Source organism: Andreprevotia chitinilytica DSM 18519, from assembly GCF_000711875.1.
GTDB classification, from domain to species: domain Bacteria; phylum Pseudomonadota; class Gammaproteobacteria; order Burkholderiales; family Chitinibacteraceae; genus Andreprevotia; species Andreprevotia chitinilytica.
This window is the reverse complement of record NZ_JONM01000003.1, coordinates 300,268-322,427: the sequence shown is the minus strand read 5'-3', so window position 1 is coordinate 322,427 and position 22,160 is coordinate 300,268. Positions and strand designations below refer to the sequence as shown.

The following is a 22,160-nucleotide window of genomic DNA, read 5'->3' as shown; positions in this document are numbered from 1 at the left end:
GTGCGGGCTGTTCTGTACATGGCGGCGGTGGTGGCGATCCGCTACAACCCGGACATCAAGGCGCACTACGAGCGGCTGCTGGCGCGCGGCAAGGCGAAGAAATCGGCGCTGGGCGCTGCCATGCGCAAGCTGGTGCACCTGTGCTTTGGCGTACTCAAAACACAGAAGCCTTATCAGCCCGATTTTGCGTTCAGTGATTGACGGGCAAGACGGTATCTACGCTCCCCTTGCAGGAGATCAACGCACACGCCGTGCACGGCGGCGCCGCCATAGCGACCACAGCACATGCGCCCGCCAGCCGAGCTGCACCAGCACATAGCCGGCAATGGCGAGCAACACGGCCAAGGTTGGCAGCCCAACCAGCAACGGCATGCCCAGCGACGTGAACCAATGCCACATGGCACCGAGCCATTCGCCCAATGTGTAGCCGAAGAACCCCGGCATCGGCGGCATCTTGTCCGCGCCAGCCAGACCAGTGAGAAAGCTGCCCAGTTTCACCGCCAGCCAATACAGCGGGCCGATGGTCAGCGGATTGGTATAGAAGGTGGTCACCACGGCCACGGGCAGGTTGACGCGAAAGAACAGCGCCAACAGGCTGGCGGTGATGATCTGCAAGGGGCCGGGGATCAGCCCGCCGATCATGCCGACGGCCACTCCGCCAGCGATGGAGCGCCGGTTTACGTGCCACAGGTTCGGGTGGGCGAACCACGGCGCGAAGCGGGCCAGAAAGCGGTTTTTCTGTAGTTTGGATTGGTCGGGCAGGATACGGCGCAAGAAGCGTTTAGGCATGGGTTTCGCAGGAAAAGGTAAGGCATCCCTTCAAGGGACTGCCGCTTTCCGGCAGAATTCCACTGTTCTAGCCCCACTGGCTCAAACCGTGGGGTAACGTTGCATTAAACGCCCTTGGCAGACCAGCCGTCCGCCAGACTGCACGGCAGCAAGCAGCGCCTCACTCGAGTACATCATGGTCGCCGTCACCCGCCCCCTCGCCCAATCCATCGCCGAAGCCGCCGACCCTGCCCACTGGCTGGCCCAGCTGGCCGAGCGCTATGCGCCGCCGCAAATGGTCCGGCTGCGCGAGGGGCTGGAATGGGTTGGCGAGGTGTATGGCGATTCGCCCCTGGTCGGCATTGGCGATCCGCTGTTCACGCATGCGGTCGCCAGTGCCTCCATCGTGGCTGATCTGAATCTGGACGCCGATACGGTACTGGCAACGCTGCTGTTCGCCATGCCCGATTTCGTGCCCGATGCCTTCGTGCAGATCGAGAGCAAGTTCGGCAAGGACGTCGCCAAGCTGGTCGAAGGCGTGGATCGCGTGCGCAAGATCGGCGTGCTGGCCAAGGTGGATACCGGCATCGCCCGGCATCAGGATGTCGCCTCGCAAGTCGAAGCCATCCGCAAGATGCTGCTGGCGATGGTGGAAGACATTCGCGCCGTGCTGATCAAGCTGGCGTGGCGCACGCAGACCATGCACATGCTCGCCAGCGCGCCGGAAGCAGTGCGCGCTACCGTGGCGCGGGAAACGCTCGATCTGTTCGCCCCGCTCGCCAACCGGCTGGGCGTGTGGCAGATCAAGTGGGAGCTGGAAGACCTCGGCTTCCGCTTCCTGCATCCGGATACCTACAAGAAGATCGCCAAGCTGCTGGACGAGCGGCGCGTGGATCGCGAGCAGTTCATCACCGAGGTGCTCTCCACACTGCGGCAGGAGCTGGAAGGTGCCGGCATCGTCGGCGCGAATCTGATGGGCCGGCCCAAGCACATCTACAGCATCTGGAAAAAGATGCAGAAGAAGCGGCTGGATTTCTCCGAGCTATACGACATCCGCGCCGTACGCATCCTGGTGCCGGACCTGAAGGATTGCTACACCGCGCTCGGCATCGTGCACAACCTGTGGCAGCCGATTCCGGGCGAGTTCGACGATTACATCGCGCACCCGAAGGGCAACAACTATCAGAGCCTGCACACAGCGGTGATCGGCCCGGAGGACAAAGCGGTCGAAGTGCAGATTCGCACCTTCGAGATGCACGAACACGCCGAGCTGGGCGTGGCGGCGCACTGGCGCTACAAGGAAGGCGGCCGGGGCGATGCGAAGTACGAAGAAAAGATCGCATGGCTGCGGCAGTTACTGGACTGGCGCAGCGATGTCGCCTCCGAATCGCAACTCGCCGATGCCTTCAAGGCCGAGCTATTCGAAGACACCATCTACGCCCTCACCCCGGCTGGTCGCGTGATCGCGCTGCCCAAGGGCTCGACACCGGTCGATTTCGCCTATCACCTACATACCGACCTCGGCCATCGCTGCCGGGGGGCAAAGGTCAACGGCCAGATCGTGCCGCTGTCGACTGCGCTGGAAAACGGCCAGCGGGTCGAAATCCTCGCCGCCAAGGAAGGCGGGCCGAGCCTGGATTGGCTCAACCAAGGCTATGTGAAGAGCAACCGCGCCCAGCAAAAGCTGCGGGCATGGATTCGCCAGCAGAACCTCGATGTCGTCATCGAAAACGGCCGTGCCCTGTATGAGAAGGAAGCTGCCCGCAACGGTGCCACGCAAGCCAATCAGGAAGCCGTGGCGCAGCGGCTGGGCTACAAGACCGTCGATGAGCTGTACGCCGGCCTCGGTCATGGCGACCTCACCTTGCGTGCGCTGGCCGATGCGCTCAATTTCGATCAGCGCCCCGTCGTCGAAGAGGCCGTCAGCCCGGATGATGTGATCAAGCGCGCTCGCGCCAGCGGTCAGGGCGAAGGCATTCTGATCGAAGGCGTCGACAAGCTGATGACGCTACTCGCCAAGTGCTGCAAACCGGTGCCGCCAGACGCGGTGGTTGGCTTCGTAACCAAGGGGCGCGGCATTTCAATCCACCGCTCGGATTGCCTCACCTTGAAGCGCCTCGCCACCGCCTCGCCCGAGCGCTTGATCCGGGCCGACTGGGGCACGCATGTCAGCAGCAGCGTATTCGCCACCGACATCGAAATCGAAGCGCACGACCGCCCTAGCCTGCTGCGCGACCTGACCGATGTGATGTCACGCGAGAAAATCAACGTGACCGGCGTCAATACGCTCTCGAAGAACAATCTGGCGAAAATGCGCTTCACAGTGGAAATCCACAGTGCGGACGATCTGGCGCGGATCAAGTTGCGTTTGGCCGATGTGCCGGGCGTGCTGCACGTCAGCCGAAGCTGACAGCGCCCTGCACCACCCTGCTAATGTCAAGCCGGGGCAATCCGCGCTGTTCAATCATGACAATGGGTTCTATGTTGTAAGTAATATTTTGCCCGCGACAACGACTAAGCGGCGGCAATAGCCACAACAACAACCAAGGCAACTTACGGAGTCCCCATGCAATCGTTGCGTACCAAACTGATCGTGTTCATCGTGCTGCTGATGGCAGCCACGACCTCGATCCTGACCGTTGCCGCCTATATGCGTATGCGCAGCCAGGTCATCGAGGGCCTGAACAGCGAGATTCGCGGCGTAGCCACCGGCTACAACGCGGCATTGCGCAACTGGATTTTCGATAAGCAGGAGATCGTCGCGGCCGGCGCCAAAGCGCTCGCCGTTGCCAGTGAGCCGCAAGCGGCGCTGGTGCAAGTCGAAAAAAGCGCCAAATTCGAGGTGGCTTACTTCGGGACGGCCGAGAAAGCCATGATCCAGAGTCACGCGCTTGATCTGCCGGCCGGCTACGACCCCACATCACGCCCGTGGTATCAGCAAGCCGCCAGCGCTGGCGAGCCGATCCTCACCCCGCCCTATGTCGATGCCTCGTCGAAGAAACTGATTGTCTCGTTCGCTGCGCCAGTCATGGTGAATGGCAAGCTCAAAGGCGTACTCGCTACCGATATCTATCTTGATCAAGTCATCAAAGACGTGCTGCAGATCAAGCTGACCGGCAACGGCTACGCCTTCCTCGCCAACAAAGCCGGCCTCGTGCTCGCCCATGCCGATGCCAGCATGGCGATGAAGCCCACCACTGACCTCTCGCCCGACCTGACCACCGACAAGCTCGGCGACTATGCGAGTTCCGGCAAGCTGCAGGAAATCCGCATCGATAACAGCATGAAGTATTTCTATCTGCAGAGCATCGAAGGTACGCCGTTCTATCTCGGCTTGGTCATCGACAAGAGCGCGGTGCTGTCGTCGCTGAATGCCTTGGTCGGCCTCTGTATTGGCGCCTTGCTGATCGTGCTGGTGATCGTCGTACCGTTGGCGGGCGCACTGGTCAGCCGCTTGCTGTCCGGCCTCACCCGCGTCAAGGCGGCGATGCAGGAAATCGCCCAAGGCGGCGGTGACCTTACCCGGCAAATCCATATCGATGGCAAGGACGAAATCGCCCAGACCGCTGAGGCGTTCAATCGCTTCGTCGAGCAACTGCGCAAGATGTTCGTCGAAATCCGCCAGGAAACCGGCCGCCTGACCAGCGGCGTGGCCGACATCAACGGCGTGCTGAATCAGCTCTCGCGTGATTCGCAGCAGTTGTCGGATCTCTCGGCATCGAACGCGGCGACGATCGAGGAAATCACCGTCAGCATCAGCCACATCGCCGAAAACGCACATGATGCGAACGATCTGGTTGGCTCCACCGCCGCGCTGTCGGGCGAATCGGCCTCGACCGTGCGTGAAGTCGCCAATGAAGTCGGCAAATCCGCCCACGAAGTCGAAGAGCTGGCCACACTGCTGGAACGTCTGAACCAACGCTCGCAGGAAATCAGCGGCATCATCCGCGTGATCAAGGAAATCGCCGATCAGACCAACCTGCTGGCGCTCAACGCCGCGATCGAAGCCGCCCGCGCCGGCGAACAGGGGCGTGGCTTTGCCGTGGTGGCCGACGAAGTGCGCAAACTGGCCGAGCGCACCGGTCAGGCCACCGTCGAGATCACCGGCATGATCGATGGCGTACGCACCGAAACCGACGCCGCCGTTGCCAACATGCAAAAGACACACGATGCGGTGCAAAGCGGCGTGACGCTGTCTGACTCGGCCGCCAGCAAGATCGCTCACATCCGCGAAAACATGGATGCGGTGATCGCCAAGATGGGCGAGATCGCCCACGCCACGCGTGAACAGCAAAACGCCACTACCGCGATGGCACAAAGCGCCGAAAGCATCACCACGCAAATGCAGGCATCCGATCATGCGATGCAACGCGCCACCGGCACGGTGCATGAGCTCAAATCGCTGGCGGACTTTTTGGAGCAGATGTTTGGGCGGTTCAAGCTTTGAGTTGCGGCTGATCATCTCAGACAACAAAAAACCCGGCACTGCCAGGTTTTTTGTTGTCTGCTTATTTCACCCATATCCCGAAGGCGCTCACGAGTGCGGCAGAGACGCGAAACGAGGAGCGACGTGTACATGAGTACACGAGCGACGCAGTGACAAAGTATCTGCCGCGCTCGTGAGTGCCGCCAATCAGCGCGGCTTGCGATCGCCCACCTTCACGATCTTCAGACTATTGGTACCGCCACCCAGGCCAACCACATCGCCAAAGGTAAACACCACCAGATCACCATTCGTGACGATGCCACGGCGAACCATTTCCAGCTCGGCGCGCAGCAACAGGTTTTCACGATCGGTGTTCTCGTTCGCGAGCATCACCGGGAACACATCGCGGAACAAGGCCAGCCGGTTGTAGGTATCCGGCTCTGGCGTCAGTGCATAGATCGGCACGCCGGAGATATAGCGGCTCATCCACAACGCCGACGAACCGGATTGGGTCATCGCAGCGATGGCCTTCACGTTCAGGTGGCTGGCAGCGAACAGCGCCGCCATCGAGATGCTTTGATCCACGCGGGTGAAATTGCCATGCGTCAACACGTCGTCGTTGATCTTGCTGTCTTGCGACTTCTCGGCTTCCAGACAGATACGCGCCATCGCTTCGACCGTTTCCACCGGGTATTTACCGGCAGCGGTTTCGGCCGACAGCATTACGGCATCGGTGCCATCCAGCACGGCGTTGGCTACGTCGGAGACTTCCGCACGCGTCGGCACCGGGCTGGTGATCATCGACTCCATCATCTGCGTGGCCGTGATGGTCAGCTTGTTCTTCTGGCGTGCCAGCTTGATCATTTTCTTTTGCAGCGCCGGCACGGCTGCGTCGCCCACTTCAACGGCCAAGTCGCCACGGGCCACCATGATGCCGTCGGATGCGTCGAGGATTTCTTCCAGATTGGTGATGGCTTCAGTGCGCTCGATCTTGGCGATCAGCAGCGCCTTGCTGCCGGCGGCGCGCAGCAGCGTTTTCGCCATATACATGTCCGCGCCCGATTTCGGGAACGACACGGCCACGTAGTCAGCATGCAGTTGTGCAGCGACCTTGATGTCTTCCATGTCCTTGGCGGTCAGTGCCGGTGCGGTCAGGCCGCCACCCTGGCGGTTAATGCCCTTGTTGTTGGACAGAATGCCGCCGACCTTCACCCTGGTGTGGATTTCGCTGCCGAGCACGTCGGTGACTTCCAGCACGATGCGGCCGTCATCCAGCAACAGGATCGCGCCCGATTCGACATCGTTCGGCAGTTCCTTGTAGTCCAGGCCCACGCGTTCCTGGTTACCCATCTGGCAGCTGGCATCCAGAATGAACGACTCGCCATTCACCAGCTCGATCTTGCTGTGTTCGAACTTGCCGACGCGAATCTTCGGGCCTTGCAGGTCAACCAGCACCGCCAACGCCTGGTTATGCTTGCGACCGATCTCGCGGATCAGCGCAGCGCGGTCAATGTGATCCTGCGCGGTGCCGTGCGAGAAATTGAGGCGCACCATGTTGACGCCGGCGGAAACCAGGCGCTCCAACGTGGCGGCATCGCTCGAAGCCGGGCCAAGCGTAGAGACGATCTTGGTGCTGCGTTGCATGCGTGAACTCCTTTGTATGGATGCTTATTGATTTTTGATTTGGCCGTGTTGACGGGGCGCAGACGCGCGGCCATCCGGCGATGTGAAGATCGAGTGCGCGCGGGGCGCAAGGGAAAGCGGGTTCAACCTGAGCCATGAACGGTGTAGGTGTGACCTATGGGTTCGACATGTTGACGGCTGGATGTCAAAGCGGTTTGACGTAATACGGCTTGGCGTCCCCGACAGGAATCGAACCTGTAACTGGCCCTTAGGAGGGGCCCGTTATATCCATTTAACTACGGAGACGGCAGCACGCTGGCGGCATTGTAGCGGATTTCCCTAATAACCGCATATGGAGTAGGCCTTAGGCCGCCAGCACAAAAGACAGGCGAATCGTCTATGCAAGCACCGCCACCATTGCAGTGGAAGGTGCGTGGCAACTCGCTTCAACCGTTTTAACAACCGTTTCGAGCCGCGCCAGAGTGGTTTGCAACTGCGCTTCGCCAGCGGCCGACATTGTACACATCGGCAGCCGCAATTCATTGGCAATTACCCCAGTCAGCGCCAAGGCCGCTTTGGCCGGGGCCGGGTTGGGCTCGATGAACAAATCACGGATCACCGGCCGCAATACCTGCGCCAGTTTGCGCGCCTCGACCAGATTGCCGGCATTGATCTGCGCCAGCATCGCCACATACAAATCCGGCCGCACATTCGCCGCCGCAGAAATAGCGCCGTGCGCGCCCAGGCAAGCGGCGGTAAAGATCAGGGCATCTTCGCCGCACAACACCTTGAGCGGCGTTTCCTCGATCAGCGCGACCAGTTGCTCCAGATTGCCGCCACCGCTTTCCTTGATCGCCACGAACTGCGGATTGGCCGCCAGCGCCTGCACGGTCGCGACTTCGATGTTTACGCCAGTGCGGTAGGGAATGTTGTAGAGGATGATCGGCAGCATCGTCGCTGCCGCCACCGCTTCGAAATGGCGACGAATGCCCTCTTGCGATGGCCGCACGTAATACGGCGCGGTCACGAGCAGGCCATCCGCGCCCTGCTCCTGCCAGCCCTTTGCGGCCGACGCGACCGCAGCGGTATTCGCACCGGACAGCCCGACCACGATTGGCACCGGCACCACCTCACGCACAGCATGAAACAGTGCTTGCTGCTCGACCCCGCTCACGGTCGACGCTTCACCGGTTGTGCCAAACAACACCAGCCCGGCAATCCCACCGCCGCAAAGATGCTGCGCCAACCGCCGTGCCGCCGGCAAATCCACTGCGCCGTCACGAAACGGCGTTACCATCGGAACCCAGATTCCTTCAAACATATTTCGACCTCGCTCAACGTTGATTGAAAACGTCAGCACGGCGCCAGATGGCGCGTTCCGGTCAGGTGAATGGCAGCGGGGAGAGAAATGGCATGGCTTGCAGTGGCTCCCGTCGGCGACTCACCCGACGGGACCAGACAGCCCGTCAGATGAGGGTCTGTTTTTTCGATTTCACGCCAGCCACGCAGCCGCATGCCTGCCCGAAAACGGGCAAAGTCAAAGCGGAAGCGGTTCGGGAGAACATGGCGGAGCGGGAAACCGGGACGTGAAGACAGGTCGACTATAACGGCGGATTCATGACAGCGTCAAAGCGCGTCGCGCAAAAAAAGCGGCCCACCTTTCAGTGAGCCGCCCGCCGCTGACTTTAGCTAGTCTGGCCATTTTCCGGTCGCAAGCGACCGCTGCAACGCTTGTCGATCCGCACTGCGCTTGGCCTTGTTGGTCTTGTCATGCACCCCGGCCCGACGCTGGCTGGCAGCCAACGCCACCGGATTGCGCGGCTTGGGGAGTTTGAGCGTGATCTTCATGCTGCCAACGCCTCCAGTCGCAATTCGTACAACGGCCAGTTCCGCGCGATCTTGGATCGCTTGCCCGCCAGAAAACGCGGCACGTTAAAACAGGTCCGGCCTTGCGGCAGGCAACCGACGATCTCGTCGGCCAATTGCTTTTCCATCTTGAATCTCCATACCGCGCCGCCTTGGCGCGGGATATCGGGTTGAACGTCTTCGGAATGAGCTTGCATCCGGGTTCATATCGGTTCTCCTTGGTCTAAGGGTGGCCTGCGGGCCACCGTGGTTAGCGGAAATAATCATGTCGCTGGCTGCCATCGAAAGCAGCCTTTAGCGAGGCAACAACGCTTGAAACAAGTGGCCGGAGCCGCACGGACATGGGTCGTTGCGACCGAGCTTTTCCAGCAGCTCCTTGTCGCCATGCACGGTACGGAAGCCACGCTTCACGCCCGTTTCAGACGGGAAACCCTTGCGGCGCTTGCTGCTGGTTTCGAAAGCACTGATTGGTCTGGATCGTTTTCATGATGAATCTCCTTTTTTTGGAAGTTGTCTTCAAAACGGAATTGCTAAACAGCACGGTTTAATACTGGTCACGATCTTTTGTCCCCTCTCCCACTTGTGGGAGAGGGTTAGGGAGAGGGTGCCTAAATAAGAACGCTGCATTTGGCATGACCCTCACCCCCGGCCCCTCTCCCACAAGTGGGCGAGGGGAGAACACCGGTGAACAAAAGATCGAGATACGTTTCTTACCCCTTCACACACAACACTTGCTTCAACGTATGCACCACCTCGACCAGATCGGTCTGGTGGGCCATCACGGTATCGATGTCCTTGTAGGCCGCCGGAATCTCGTCGACCACGCCACCATCCTTGCGGCATTCCACGCCCTCGGTCTGCGATGCGAGATCGAAGCGATTGAAACGTCGCTTGGCCTCGGTACGGCTCATCTTGCGGCCGGCGCCGTGCGAGCAGGAGCAGAACGACTCCTCATTCCCGAGCCCACGCACGATGAAGCTCTTGGCCCCCATCGAACCGGGAATGATCCCCAGCTGCCCGGCATGTGCGGCAATCGCGCCCTTGCGGGTGATGAACAGCTTCTCGCCCAAGTGCGTCTCCCGCGCCACGTAGTTGTGATGGCAGTTGATCGCCTCATCGGTCAGCGTGAATGGCGGCAGATGCGGGCGCATCGCCTCGACGATCAGCCGCATCATTTCGCGCCGGTTGGTCAGTGCGTAGTCCTGCGCCCATTCCACTGCATCCACGTAATCATCGAATAGCGTCGAGCCTTCGCTGAAGTACGCCAGATCACGATCCGGCAGGTTGATGTGGTGGCGGGCCATGTCCTTCTTGGCCGCTTCGATGAAATAACGGCCAATCACGTTGCCAGTGCCGCGACTCCCCGAATGCAGCATCACCCACACCCGATCGGCCTCATCCAGGCACAGCTCGATAAAGTGATTACCGCCGCCCAGCGTGCCGATCTGGCAAATCCAGGTCTGGGCGAACTTGCGTTGCATCTTCATCAGGCCGGGATGCTTGCCGACGATGCGATCCAGCCGATCATCCAGCGGCCGGGCCACCCGTTGATGCGCACCACCACGCACCCGGCTCCATTCATGCTGATTGAAGCCGACCGGTACGGCAGCCTCGATGGCGGACCGGATGCGGGCCAATGTCTCCGGCAAATCGGCAGCGGTGAGCGAAGTACGCACCGCGTTCATGCCGCAGCCGATATCCACGCCAACGGCGGCGGGGATGATGGCGGATTTGGTTGGAATCACTGATCCGACGGTTGCGCCGATGCCGAGGTGCACATCCGGCATGGCAGCCACGTGGCCGTGCACGATGGGCAGCGCAGCAACGTTTTTCAGTTGTTGGATTGCGTCTGGCTCGATCTCGTCGGTCCAGACTTTCACCGGCACACGTGCGCCGGCAAAGGTTTTCAAAATAGGCATATGTCATTCCTTGCCATGCGCGGCGATATCCGGCGCGCATGAAAAAGCCCCGGTTCACTCGCGGTGATGCCGGGGCTTTTCGGGCGACCGGCGTAGGGGCGAAGACCCCGACGCCGATGGCGGAATGGGGTCAGCTGTTTTGTGCGGGAGAAGCGACTTGGTTCATGCAGAGCGGGGTCATGCTGGGGTTCTCCTTTTCAGGCTGAGGGGTTGATGAATGGGGCGCATTGTTCTCCCGGCAGGAAAGAACGGTCAAGCCGGCTGCTGCCGACTGTTGCAAATAGCGCAACTCAACCCGCCGCCAACCGGATCGTTTTGATCTGTACAATGCCCGGCCAAACCGGACAGGCCCGCTTATTGGCGGGCCTGTTTGTTTTATCCCTTTGCAATTCGCACCCCCAATGCGTGCACAGCCCGACTACAAAGCAATCATGGCGTTGCCATACGGTGCGCAACGCGTGCCAAGCGCCAAACCACTGATTGAACGAAACAAGGATTTAACGATGATCAACAACGACATCCTGCGTAGCGTGCGCTACATGCTGGACCTGAGCGACGCCAAGCTGGTGGAGATCATCAAGCTGGCGAACTACGACGTCAGCAAGCAAGACATGGTCGCCTTCCTCAAGAAAGAAGACGAAGCAGGTTTCGAGCATTGCTCGGATGAAGTGCTGGCTTATTTTCTGGATGGCTTGATCGTCTTCAAGCGCGGCAAGGATGACAATCGGCCGGTGCATAAAGTCATCTGGCCGGTTTCGAACAACACCGTGCTGAAAAAGCTGCGCGTGGCGTTCGAGCTGAAAGAAGACGACCTGCATGCGATTCTGACCGCGGCCGGTTTCGAGACCTCCAAGCCGGAGCTGAGCGCCTTGTTCCGCAAGGAAGGCCAGAAGAACTACCGCAAGTGTGGTGACCAGCTACTGCGGAATTTCCTGAAGGGGCTGACGCAGCGCGTGCGGGGTTGAGTCGTTCATGACTCTTGGCAAGGCCTGAAATGAAACAGCCCGCTGGTTTTCCGGCGGGCTGTTTCATTTTCAAAGACAGCTCATTAAGCGGCGCTGTCTTCCAGAAATGGATTAACGACGCGTACCCCATCGACCTGCTGCCCGTGCTGCATATCTTCGCTATACACCACATCGCAATCGGCCTCGATGGCAGCGGCCAGAATCAGACTATCCCAATGCGAAAATCCGTAACGCTGACCAATTCGCATTGCACGGCGGAGGGTAGTGGCTGTGAGGGGGACGACATCGCAATCGCGCATCAGCGTCTCAGCCAGCTCGTAAACGGCGAGGCGAGTAAGTCCCAATTTGCGGGTCGTTACATTGATGAATTCATTCACGACCTGCACGCTGATCGTCGGCCTGGTTTCGAGCAATGTTTCTGCCCGTGCGGTCTTGGCTTTATGTTCGCCCACCAGATAGACCACAACATTCGTGTCGAGAAAGGTTTTAGCGGTCATACAGCTCGTCGCGGTTGAAACGATAATCTTCCGGCAGCGCAGTGCGATATTTCTCAAACACGCTCAAATCCGGCTTGGTTTTGCCAATCGCATTCATCTTCGCCACCGGCTTGCCACGCCGGGTCACCACGACCTCCTCGCCGGCTTCTACCGCATCAAGCAATTCACTGAATTTGGCCTTTGCTTCGGCCACAGACATGGTCACCACAGCAACCTCCAATTGGTCATCCAAACAGGTCAAGTATGCACTTCATCGAGCAAAAGAAACATCCTGCCAACGTGATGCGACAACACACAAGGCAAAAAAAACCGGCTGTATCTCATTGAGATACAGCCGGTTTTCCTTAGCGTTACTACCCCTGCCACACGCAGGGATACGATGAGATTACGGATTAATCAACGGCTTCATGGTGTTGGCAAACTGCCAGCCCTGCGCCTCATCCGTACCGATTTCCCAATCGAACCCGCCACGCAAGGTCGGGTAGCTGGCCTTGAGCTGGTTCCACGTCGTGACGGCCTGATTGATGGTCATGTAGTTGGTGGCGTTGTTGACGCCAAAGCCCACCACCAAGTGCGTCGGGCCCAATAGCGTGACCCAGTCGGCAATGTTGCTGACGACATAAGCCGGATCAGCCAGATTCGGGCCGTCGTAGTACTGCGGCGCGGCGTAGTCCATGGCACCGGCTTGCACCATGGCTTGGCAGAACGTCTTATCGACCGAGTTCCACGGTGCCGGTGGTGCCGTGATGATGAAGCCCGGATAGATACGCTTCAGCTCCTGGCTGATCCAGATCATTTCGCTGGTGTCCGGTGCCTGGCTTCCTTCGAAGGTATTCCAGTCCATGCCATCGAAACCGCCCAGTTGCTGGTAGATCGCCACGATGCTGTTCACGAAGTTCTGTGACTTGGTGCGATCCGGGAAGCTCATGCCGTTGCCTGCGCCGCCCACCGACAGAATGATCCGGCGGCCTTGCACGGTGCGGGCGTATTGAATATCCGCGACCAGATTGGTTGCTGCGCCGCGACCATCACCCGGCGTGTTCCAGACCACGGCACCAGTCGTACCCGGCGAACCACCGACTGGCGTGGCCGCAAACAGGTAGATCAGGTTGTAGTTCGCGTTTACATCGCGGATGCGGATTTGCGACGTCGGCCAGTACGGCCAGTAACCGCCAACCACCTTGGGCGGCAGGCCCGCGCTCGGAGTGCCACCGCTGGAGCACGTAGTCGGTGCCCAGTAATAGGTAGAGATCGTCGGGTCTGTGGCATCGCTGCCGTTCTGGCCGACGGCGATTTCCTTGTAGAAATTGCCATTGGCCGGGTACTTCACGATCGTACCCAGCGCGTAGTTCACGCCAGTGGTCCAGGTGGTGTAGTTGCAGCTTGGCGTCGGTGTCGGGGTAGCGACCGGTGTCGGCACAGGGGTCGGAACTGGTGTAGGAAGCGGGGTCGGTGCTGGCGTTGCCGTCGGCTTGGGCGTCGGCACCGGCGTGGCCGCGCCCGAGCAGGTGGTTGGCGCCCAGTAATAGGTGCTGATGGTCGGGATCGTCGCGTCGCTGCCGTTGGTGCCGACGGCTTTTTCCAGATAGAAGCCGCCATTGGGCGGGTACAGCACGACGGTGCCGAGCGGGTAGTTCACGCCGGCAGTCCAGGTCACGTAGGTGCAGCTGGGCACCGGTGTGGCCGTGGGTTTCGGGGTGGCGACCGGCGTTGGCACAGCCGTCGGTTTGGGCGTAGGAGCGGGAGTCGGCACAGGGGTGGCCACCGTACTACTCGATGGGCCCAGGTCCTTCCACAAGGTATTGGTGACGGCTGGCGTCCAACCCGCACCGACATAGGCGGTATGGGTAATCAACGCCTGATAATCGTGGCCGTTGTAGCTCACGATGGTGCCGGCGGTATAGGTATTGCCCTCCGCCCAGGCCGGGTAGGCTGCGACGGCATAAGCGGCGATGGCAGAGAATGCCAAGGCGCTCAGGCCGAACAAGTGTGTGTTCTTCATTTTTGTCTCATCCATCCGAATCGATTTGTCTTTGGGCGGCCTTGGCGGCGGCCCTGCGCATCTGACCAAAACTGGGTTTGCTTGATTGGATCAACCGCCCAAGCACCCGAGCCCAATCTTAAGGTCATGAACTTATTGGATAAATGTCCGTACATGACTTCATCATTTGTCTGAACTGGTCTTGCAAAACCGACAAAACCGATTGAAACAAGAAAAACCGGTGCGGCAGTCCGATGCGGACAACCGGCCAATCCAGGCCGACAACGCAGCCGGATCGAGCGAGCGGCTTGCTTGTCGACGCCAAATTACCAGTCGGCCAAGCGCCGACCGTGGCCCGGTTCCATGCTAAAAATCGCCTTTTCCCATCTCGACGAGAACCCCATGAAACACAGCATCAAATGGCTATTGAGCGCCCTGCTGTTGGCAACGCTGGCCGCATGTGGCGCTAAAGCAGAGAAAGCGGCGGATGGCGCAAACATTGTGGACAAAACCTACCGGGTCGGCATGAATGCTGCCTTTGCTCCGTTCGAATCGGTGGATGCCACCGGCAAGATCGTCGGCTTCGATGTGGATTTGATGAATGCCATCGCCGAGCAGGCCGGGATCAAGGTTCAGTTCGTCAATACGCCGTGGGAAGGCATCTTCACCGCGCTCTCCAATGGCGATATCGATGTCATCGCCTCGGGTGTGACGATCACCAATGAGCGCAAGCAAAGCATGGCCTTCACCGATCCGTACTTTGAAGCCAAGCAGGTGATCCTGGCACCGCCGGGCAAGAACATCGCCACGCCGGACGACCTGAAACAAGCCAACAAGATCGCCGTCACCACCGGCACCACCGCCGACGTGGTGGCGCAAAAAATCCTCGGCAAGACCAGCCCCAAGATCACCCGTTTCGAGAGCCTGCCGCTGGTACTGAAAGAGCTGGAAGGCAACGGTGTCGATGCGGCCATCGGCGATAACGGCGTGGTGGCGAACTATGTGAAGTTCAACCCGAGCAAGGGGTTTCACATCGTGAATAGCGAAGGGTTCGAGAAGGAGTTCTACGGTATTGCAGTGCGGCCAGGTGATGCCGAACTGCGCGAGAAGTTGAATGCGGCGCTAAAGACGCTGCATGACAACGGGACATATCAGAAGATTTATGCGCAGTATTTTGTGCAGTAAAGAAAACAGTCCCGCCAAGTGACATCCTTTATTCCGACTCGCCCGGTTCTACGAGTACGCGCCTTGACCATATCGTCGGCGCTCTACCGCTTTGCATATTTTAAGAAGCTTTCCAAGAGCAAGGCGATCCTCGGAACAAAGCCGATCGATATATTCAGGCATCGTTGGCATACATGGATGACTCGATGGGTTTAGACGGGTTTCTTGCGGCCATCGGCAATGACCAGCCCCTTTCGTTTTATGCTCCAATACGCCACTCCCGAGGCGGCCGCAGCAATGTGGCCGCGCAATCCGACCAACCTACCCCTGTCCTGTCTTCCCTCTATGTGGCAACGCTTCCCGAAGCTTCGCACCGGCTTTGCCTGGCTGGGCCTGCTGTTTTTCCTGTTCGTTCTCGTGAGCATCCCGCTGATCCGGTACTCCAAGGCCTGGCTGACGACCGAGATCCCGTTGCAACAAGCGGACTGGATCATCGTGCTCGGCGGCGAATCCGGCCAACGCGTCTTCGGCGCAGCGGAGTTGTATCACGCAGGCGTTGCCCCCAACGTGTTCGTGAGCGGTGAAGGTGACTGCAGACTGATTGTGCGCCGCTTGGTCATGGCCGGCGTTCCACGAGACCACATCGGTTACGAATGCGGCTCCCGTAATACCGCCGAGAACGCCTTGTTCAGCAAACAAGCGCTCTCAGACACCCAGCCGCATCGCATCATGCTGGTGACGAGCTGGTATCACTCCCACCGGGCGTACGAACAATTCCGTCGAACATGGCCAGAGGTCGAATGGGGCATCCATAGTGTCCATGCCGGCGACAGCCTGTATAAAACGCTGGCGATTTACGAAGCCGGCGCTGTGGTATCCGAATATATAAAGATCCTTTGGTACGCCTTGCGTTATTCCAATCAAACCACTTAGCGCCTGAAGCCATATTGAATAATGGCCCTGTCGGATATTTTTATTCGGCAGGGCCATTTTTGCGAATGGCATGCCAAGATGAAAGCTCAAGCATGGGTGGTGACTGAGGAGAAGGCGTGATGGCATATCCAGCCCGGCTAATGGCGCAGATGCTCGCCGTAGCGTGTGCGCTTCTTCTCGGGCCGTGCTCCATCGCGGTTGCAGATACGGATCTGCGTATCCTGACCACCGAAGAGGCACCGGCCAATTACACAGTCCAACACCAGCTGACCGGCATCACGGCTGACATCATTGATGATCTCAAGCGGCGGTTGGATATCCATACCGACGTCGAGGTTCAGCCCTGGGCGAGGGTGCTTCATACGGTTTTGGTTCGCCCCAACACACTGGTTTTTACGCTGGCCAGAACCCCTGAACGCGTTGCGAAGGGGCTCAACTTCATCGGCCCGGTCACCACGCGCCGTCATATCGTCTACAAAAGGACGGGGGCCGCTTTTCAAGTGGGCAGCATTGCCGACATCAAGGCGCAGCGGCTTTTAGTGGGCGGCCTCAGGGACGACTGGCGACTGAAGCTGATGAAAGACAACGGTGTCGCGGTAGACGAGTCCGTCAACCATGAAATGACGATCAAGCATCTGATGCATGATCAAGTGCAGCTGATCGTGCTATCCGACCTGGAGTTAAAGATTGATTCAGACCTCGCCGGCGTAGACGCAGGCAAACTGGAACCGGCCTTTGTCATCAAGGAGGCACCGGCTTTCATCGCGTTCTCCAAGGGCACGCCTCCCGAATTGATCGCGAAATGGCAAGAGGCATTCACGGACTTTCAGAAGTCGGATGAACCGGCAAGATTGGCGAAGAAATGGAGCACGACGCTCGGGTTGCCCATTGCCTATACGCCGGACAAGGGATTTTTCATGGAACACTGAATCAGCCTGATTGCGCCACCAAACAAAACAGCCCGCCGGTCTCCCGGCGGGCTGCTTCATTTCAAGCAATCAACAACTGATCAGACGGTCGCCTTGTCAGCTTCGTCCTGATACTGCTGGATCTCGTTGAAGTTGAGGTAGCGATAGACATCCTTCGCCTTGGCATCGAGCACGCCCACGTCCGCCATGTATTCGGCCACGGTCGGGATGCGGCCGAGGCGCGATGCGATGGCAGCCAGTTCGGCCGAGCTGAGGAACACGTTGGTGTTCTTGCCCAGACGGTTCGGGAAGTTACGCGTGGAGGTCGAAACCACCGTCGCGCCTTCACGCACCTGAGCCTGATTACCCATGCACAGCGAGCAGCCCGGCATTTCGGTCCGCGCACCAGCGGTGCCAAAGGTGCCGTAGTAGCCTTCTTCAGTCAGTTGCTGCGCATCCATCTTGGTCGGCGGGGCGATCCACAGCTTGACCGGGATATCACGCTTGCCTTCCAGCAGTTTGCCGGCAGCGCGGAAGTGACCGATGTTGGTCATGCACGAACCGATGAACACTTCGTCGATCTTGGTGCCGGCCACTTCGCTCAATACCTTCACATCGTCCGGGTCGTTCGGGCAAGCGAGGATCGGTTCCTTCACGTCGGCCAGATCGATCTCGATCACGGCGGCGTATTCGGCATCGGCATCCGGCTCGATCAGGTTCGGGTTGGCCAGCCATGCTTCCATCGCCTTCACGCGGCGCGCCAGCGTCTTGGCATCGCCGTAACCGTTGGTGATCATGGACTTGAGCAGCACGATGTTGGAGTTCAAATACTCGATGATCGGAGCCTTATCCAGGCGCACCGAGCAACCGGCAGCCGAACGCTCAGCAGACGCATCGGTCAGTTCGAACGCTTGCTCAACCTTCAGATTCGGCAGGCCTTCGATTTCCAGGATGCGACCGGAGAAGATGTTCTTCTTGCCGGCCTTGGCGACGGTCAGCAGACCGGCCTTGATCGCGTACAGCGGAATCGCGTTCACCAGATCACGCAGGGTAATGCCCGGTTGCAGTTCGCCCTTGAAACGCACCAGCACCGATTCCGGCATATCCAGCGGCATCACGCCAGTCGCGGCGCCGAAGGCCACCAGACCGGAGCCGGCCGGGAAGGAAATACCGATCGGGAAACGGGTGTGGCTATCGCCACCGGTGCCGACGGTATCCGGCAGCAGCATGCGGTTGAGCCAGCTGTGGATCACGCCATCACCCGGACGCAGCGACACGCCGCCACGATTGCGGATGAATTCCGGCAGTTCGTGGTGGGTCTTCACGTCGACCGGCTTCGGATAAGCCGCGGTGTGGCAGAACGATTGCATCACCAGATCGGCGGAGAAGCCCAGGCAAGCCAGATCCTTCAGCTCGTCGCGAGTCATCGGGCCGGTGGTATCTTGCGAGCCAACCGACGTCATACGCGGTTCGCAATAGGTGCCCGGACGCACGCCCTGACCTTCCGGCAGACCAACAGCGCGGCCAACCATCTTCTGCGCTTGCGTGAAGCCCTTGGTGGATTCAGCCGGTGCTTGCGGCAGACGGAACAGCGTGGAAGCCGGCAGGCCCAGCGATTCACGCGCCTTGGCGGTCAGGCCACGGCCGATGATCAGGTTGATCCGGCCACCTGCACGCACTTCGTCGAACAGCACATCGGACTTGACCTTGAATTCGGCGACGGTTTCGCCGTTCTTGATGACCTTGCCTTCGTACGGGCGCAGTTCGATCACGTCGCCCATGTCCAGCTTGGCGACATCGACTTCGATCGGCAGCGCGCCGGAGTCTTCTTGCGTGTTGAAGAAGATCGGGGCGATCTTGCCGCCGAGGCAGTAACCGCCAAAGCGCTTGTTCGGCACGAACGGGATATCTTCACCGGTCCACCACAGCACGGAGTTGGTCGCGGATTTGCGGCTGGAACCGGTGCCGACCACGTCGCCCACATAAGCAATCGCGTGGCCCTTCTTGGCCAGATCTTCGATGAACTGGATCGGGCCGCGCTTGCCGTCTTCTTCCGGCGTGATGCCAGGACGGGCGTTCTTGAGCATCGCCAGCGCGTGCAACGGGATATCCGGGCGGGACCAGGCATCCGGCGCCGGGGACAGATCATCGGTATTGGTTTCACCAGTGACCTTGAACACGGTCAGCGTGGTGGATTGCGGCACTTCCGGACGGCTGGTGAACCACTCAGCATCGGCCCAGCTCTGGATCACGCCCTTGGCGTTCGCGTTGCCGGCGTCGGCCAGTTCCTTCACGTCGTGGAAGTAATCGAACATCAGCAGGGTTTTCTTCAGGCCTTCAGCGGCCACGGTGCCGACTTCGGCATCGCCCAGCAGATCGATCATCGGCTTGATGTTGAAACCGCCCAGCATGGTACCGAGCAACTCGACCGCCTTGGCGCGGCTGATCAGCGAACAGGTGTCCTTGCCTTGTGCCACGGCAGCCAGGAAAGCAGCCTTGACCTTGGCGGCATCATCCACGCCCGGCGGCACGCGGTTGGTGATCAGATCGAGCAGGAAAGCTTCTTCGCCAGCTGGCGGGTTTTGCAGCAGCGACACGAGGTCGACGACTTGTTGAGCAGTAAGCGGCAGCGGCGGAATACCGAGGGCGGCGCGTTCAGCGGCTTGCTGGCGATAGGCTTCGAGCATGATGAGGACCTTTCAAGGATGACGTTATTGAAAGCAATTCAAAATCTGTAGACACGGAGACCGATGAGCGCACATTGAACACGGAGAAATTCAGGGTTTCATGTAGGAGCGAGCTTGCTCGCGATTGCGGCATTTCAAGCATTGCCATCGCGAGCAAGCTCGCTCCTACAAGGTGTTCTTGGCTCACTACCGGTTTCGATTCTACGGCTTTGCCTTACCTTAGGATGTGGGCCGAAGATTACGCCGCAATGCAATAGCCGACAAACGAGTAATTGCTACAGCATCTGTGAGTTAAAATCACAGCATGAGCCAACACCTCCCCCCCTTGAACGCACTGCGCGCATTCGAGTCCGCCGCCCGTCTGGAAAGCTTTTCCGCCGCTGCCAACGAGCTGTTCGTCACGCACGGTGCTGTGAGCAAACAGATTAAACAGCTCGAAAGCTGGCTGGGTGTGCAACTGTTTGAACGCACCGGCGGTCGGGTCAAGCTCACCGACACCGGCTGGCGCTATCTGGTGCAGGTGCAAGACGGCCTCGACATCATCGCCAACGCCACCGCGCAACTGCTGCAACCCAACCGCCAGCGCCGCTTGGTGATCAACTCGACCCCGACCTTGGCGATGTATTGGCTGCTGCCACAACTGGCCGAATTCCAGCGCCAGTTTCCCGATGTGGAACTGCGCCTGATGACCTCCGACCGCGATATCAGCCGGCTCGACGCCCCCTTCGACATCGCCATCCGCCGCGGCCCCGGCGACTGGCCGGGCTACATCACCAAGCCCTTTCTGGATGAACGCGAGCTGCCGCTGGTAAGCCCGGCGCTGCTGGAACACTCGCCGATCAAGCAACCGGCAGACCTCGCCAAACACACCCTCCTCTACGCCGACACCCGCCCAACCGCGTGGCAACGCTGGCTCACGCTGGCCGGCGTGCCCGAGCTGAAACCCGCCTCCACGCAGCAGTTCGATCACTTCTATCTGGCGCTGCAAGCCGCGATGGATGGCTTGGGCGTGGTGCTCGGCCCGTTGCCGATGATGCAAACCGAACTCGCCGCCGGCCGCCTCATCGCCCCGCTCGCTTCGCCAGTCGTGCCAGTACGCGGCTATTGCTGGATCGTGCCCCGCAGCGTGATGAACGACCCGGCGATCGTGGCGTTTTGCCAGTGGCTGGAAAGCAGTGCGGAAATGTTGGGGCAAAATCCGAAATCTTGAATTACTGACAGGCTGTTGAATACACCTGCCGAAGGCACGGAAAAAAGGCCAAGTCGCAAAGCTCGCACCTGCAATTTCGCCAGGATTTATTTCAATTCATAATCTAGTCCAACGTGTCTCATCGTTATAGATCTCGTTCAGTTCAACCGACGATGAGCTCCCGGCCGTGCCATTGAAAAGCAACGCAGGGTAATCACCGAGAGATATCAGCTTTGCGCTTGTCGGCCTGTTTCCCGCGCCGCTCCCGACTGACCTTGGGTCCCCACCGTCATCCACGGGGAATTCCAAGGTGACGTCATAGGTATTCAATATCCATCGCCGATAATTTCTGATCCAATACGCACAGTAGCTGCATGCCTTTTTTGCCCCGCCAATCCTGATAGTCTTTCCTGTGAAAAGGGAAGGATCATCCGCTATGGATTCAGCCAGGAAGGTGAGCAGTACCAATTCTGCATGCACCGCGGGCTTACTTTGTAAAACATTGATAGCCGTGCTTTTGTTATACATGGCCAGATAGGCATTTGGCGCACCACTTGCCTTGATGGCGCCTTGCGCCGCTTTTACGCCAACAAATTTTCGTAGAAACCATGAAAGCTTCTTTTCGTCGTCATTTGCGACCGCAGTTGTAATCAGCCGGCGCATTTCATTGATCACATCAGGGGTCAAGTCAAGCAAAAAATCTGGCTTTTTGGCTGAGAAACCGTTAATGACATTCAAATCTTGAGCACTATATAGATGCGGATAATATACGCCGATAACGGCAGGGTCTGTTGATTTAGGTTTTTTCTTTGGCGCCTTGCGGAAGTTATATGCCAATTTAAACAAACCATTGGCATATCTCAAGCAGTATTGAAATTCAAGTTCGTTACCAACAACAAATCGTTCAAGAAAATTCTTGATATGCGCATCTTCGTTCTCGTTGCCGGCGATATAAATATAATCATCAATCTGCATGCACTGAACTTCCTGAACAGTCACCTCGGTTTCGCTCTCCAGGCCAGCACTCCAGTCGGTCACGCTCCCTGCTACTTTGATGATGGTGGAAATATAGGCCAAGGCCTTGGGGGTATATGTTGTCATCTATCCTCACTGCCAAATATTGAATACACCAAAGGCTGTCATGGCTCGAAGAACCGCTGAGGAGTATAGAAAAAAGCTGGCATGACAGCCGGCCTTTTAGCGCAGCGAACAAAACCCTACTGCCTGAGTTGCG

The 22,160-nt window shown here is 59.0% G+C and carries 19 protein-coding genes, 1 tRNA gene and 1 pseudogene; 8 read left to right on the top strand and 13 right to left on the bottom strand.

Translation table 11 applies throughout. The annotated features are described in order from the left end of the window. A pseudogene (locus tag BR41_RS24580) lies at positions 1-201 on the top strand (IS110 family transposase); the annotation flags it as partial. A gap of 36 nt (positions 202-237) precedes the next feature. On the opposite strand, the gene BR41_RS06580 reads toward BR41_RS24580, so the two are convergent. Further along, complete coding sequence (locus BR41_RS06580) at positions 238-789, bottom strand: DUF2062 domain-containing protein (protein WP_035054283.1); 552 nt, start codon at positions 787-789, stop codon at positions 238-240. Between the two features lie 175 nt (positions 790-964). On the opposite strand from BR41_RS06580, the gene BR41_RS06575 reads away from it, so the two are divergent. Both BR41_RS06575 and BR41_RS06570 read left to right on the top strand, forming a co-directional pair. Continuing rightward, positions 965-3,178 carry a RelA/SpoT family protein gene (locus BR41_RS06575; RefSeq protein ID WP_035054282.1) on the top strand — a complete coding sequence of 738 codons (2,214 nt, stop codon included), beginning with the start codon at positions 965-967 and terminating at the stop codon, positions 3,176-3,178. A gap of 156 nt (positions 3,179-3,334) precedes the next feature. After that, on the top strand, positions 3,335-5,215 hold the full coding sequence (locus BR41_RS06570; protein WP_035054281.1) for a methyl-accepting chemotaxis protein: 1,881 nt from the start codon (positions 3,335-3,337) through the stop codon (positions 5,213-5,215). 186 nt (positions 5,216-5,401) lie between these two features. On the opposite strand, the gene pyk is transcribed toward BR41_RS06570, so the two are convergent. From pyk to BR41_RS06540, 7 genes are all read right to left on the bottom strand, one after another. Beyond that, complete coding sequence (gene pyk / locus BR41_RS06565; protein ID WP_035054280.1) at positions 5,402-6,838, bottom strand: pyruvate kinase; 1,437 nt, start codon at positions 6,836-6,838, stop codon at positions 5,402-5,404. A gap of 210 nt (positions 6,839-7,048) precedes the next feature. After that, positions 7,049-7,123, bottom strand: a tRNA-Arg gene (locus BR41_RS06560). A gap of 91 nt (positions 7,124-7,214) precedes the next feature. Further along, positions 7,215-8,138: a 4-hydroxy-tetrahydrodipicolinate synthase gene (gene dapA / locus BR41_RS06555; RefSeq protein ID WP_051710362.1), complete on the bottom strand. Its 924-nt coding sequence runs from the start codon at positions 8,136-8,138 to the stop codon at positions 7,215-7,217. Between the two features lie 368 nt (positions 8,139-8,506). Then, the gene (locus BR41_RS24575) at positions 8,507-8,665 is read right to left on the bottom strand and encodes a hypothetical protein (protein ID WP_169741257.1); all 159 of its coding nucleotides are present in this window, start codon (positions 8,663-8,665) and stop codon (positions 8,507-8,509) included. Next, entirely contained in the window at positions 8,662-8,811 is a 150-nt protein-coding gene (locus BR41_RS06550) for a hypothetical protein (RefSeq protein WP_156970581.1), read from the bottom strand. Before BR41_RS06550 ends, BR41_RS24575 begins: the two co-directional genes overlap by 4 nt. Positions 8,812-8,977: 166 nt before the next feature. Beyond that, a complete protein-coding gene (locus tag BR41_RS25530) occupies positions 8,978-9,073 on the bottom strand; it encodes an SEC-C metal-binding domain-containing protein (RefSeq protein ID WP_373278333.1) in 96 nt (31 codons plus the stop codon). A gap of 320 nt (positions 9,074-9,393) precedes the next feature. Further along, positions 9,394-10,602: an RtcB family protein gene (locus BR41_RS06540; protein WP_035054275.1), complete on the bottom strand. Its 1,209-nt coding sequence runs from the start codon at positions 10,600-10,602 to the stop codon at positions 9,394-9,396. A 431-nt stretch (positions 10,603-11,033) separates the two neighbouring features. Between BR41_RS06540 and BR41_RS06535 the strand changes: the two genes are divergently transcribed. Next, entirely contained in the window at positions 11,034-11,567 is a 534-nt protein-coding gene (locus BR41_RS06535; protein ID WP_444541685.1) for a YehS family protein, read from the top strand. A gap of 83 nt (positions 11,568-11,650) precedes the next feature. On the opposite strand, the gene BR41_RS06530 is transcribed toward BR41_RS06535, so the two are convergent. From BR41_RS06530 to BR41_RS23505, 3 genes are all read right to left on the bottom strand, one after another. Further along, positions 11,651-12,064 carry a PIN domain-containing protein gene (locus BR41_RS06530; protein ID WP_035054274.1) on the bottom strand — a complete coding sequence of 138 codons (414 nt, stop codon included), beginning with the start codon at positions 12,062-12,064 and terminating at the stop codon, positions 11,651-11,653. After that, complete coding sequence (locus BR41_RS06525; RefSeq protein ID WP_084186888.1) at positions 12,054-12,263, bottom strand: type II toxin-antitoxin system Phd/YefM family antitoxin; 210 nt, start codon at positions 12,261-12,263, stop codon at positions 12,054-12,056. Before BR41_RS06525 ends, BR41_RS06530 begins: the two co-directional genes overlap by 11 nt. 186 nt (positions 12,264-12,449) lie before the next feature. Beyond that, positions 12,450-14,066 carry a carbohydrate-binding protein gene (locus tag BR41_RS23505; RefSeq protein WP_084186883.1) on the bottom strand — a complete coding sequence of 539 codons (1,617 nt, stop codon included), beginning with the start codon at positions 14,064-14,066 and terminating at the stop codon, positions 12,450-12,452. A gap of 381 nt (positions 14,067-14,447) precedes the next feature. Here BR41_RS23505 and BR41_RS06510 point away from each other — a divergent pair, with 381 nt between their 5' ends. The 3 genes from BR41_RS06510 (at position 14,448) to BR41_RS06500 (ending at position 17,071) form a co-directional block, all read left to right on the top strand. Then, positions 14,448-15,230 (top strand): basic amino acid ABC transporter substrate-binding protein, encoded by a 783-nt coding sequence (locus tag BR41_RS06510; RefSeq protein ID WP_035054271.1) that lies wholly within the window; start codon positions 14,448-14,450, stop codon positions 15,228-15,230. A 219-nt stretch (positions 15,231-15,449) separates the two neighbouring features. Then, entirely contained in the window at positions 15,450-16,142 is a 693-nt protein-coding gene (locus BR41_RS06505) for a YdcF family protein (protein ID WP_245615816.1), read from the top strand. 119 nt (positions 16,143-16,261) lie between these two features. After that, entirely contained in the window at positions 16,262-17,071 is an 810-nt protein-coding gene (locus BR41_RS06500; RefSeq protein ID WP_035054269.1) for a substrate-binding periplasmic protein, read from the top strand. 80 nt (positions 17,072-17,151) lie between these two features. Here BR41_RS06500 and acnB read toward each other — a convergent pair whose 3' ends face one another. Then, positions 17,152-19,737, bottom strand: a complete 2,586-nt coding sequence (gene acnB, locus BR41_RS06495) for a bifunctional aconitate hydratase 2/2-methylisocitrate dehydratase (RefSeq protein WP_035054268.1) — start codon at positions 19,735-19,737, stop codon at positions 17,152-17,154. Positions 19,738-20,041: 304 nt separating this feature from the next. Here acnB and gcvA point away from each other — a divergent pair, with 304 nt between their 5' ends. Further along, positions 20,042-20,947 carry a transcriptional regulator GcvA gene (gene gcvA, locus BR41_RS06490; RefSeq protein WP_035054267.1) on the top strand — a complete coding sequence of 302 codons (906 nt, stop codon included), beginning with the start codon at positions 20,042-20,044 and terminating at the stop codon, positions 20,945-20,947. A gap of 96 nt (positions 20,948-21,043) precedes the next feature. Here the strand turns inward: gcvA and BR41_RS24570 are convergent, their stop codons facing one another. Beyond that, positions 21,044-22,027, bottom strand: coding sequence for a hypothetical protein (locus tag BR41_RS24570; protein ID WP_035054266.1), 984 nt, complete (start codon positions 22,025-22,027; stop codon positions 21,044-21,046). Positions 22,028-22,160 lie beyond the last annotated feature (133 nt).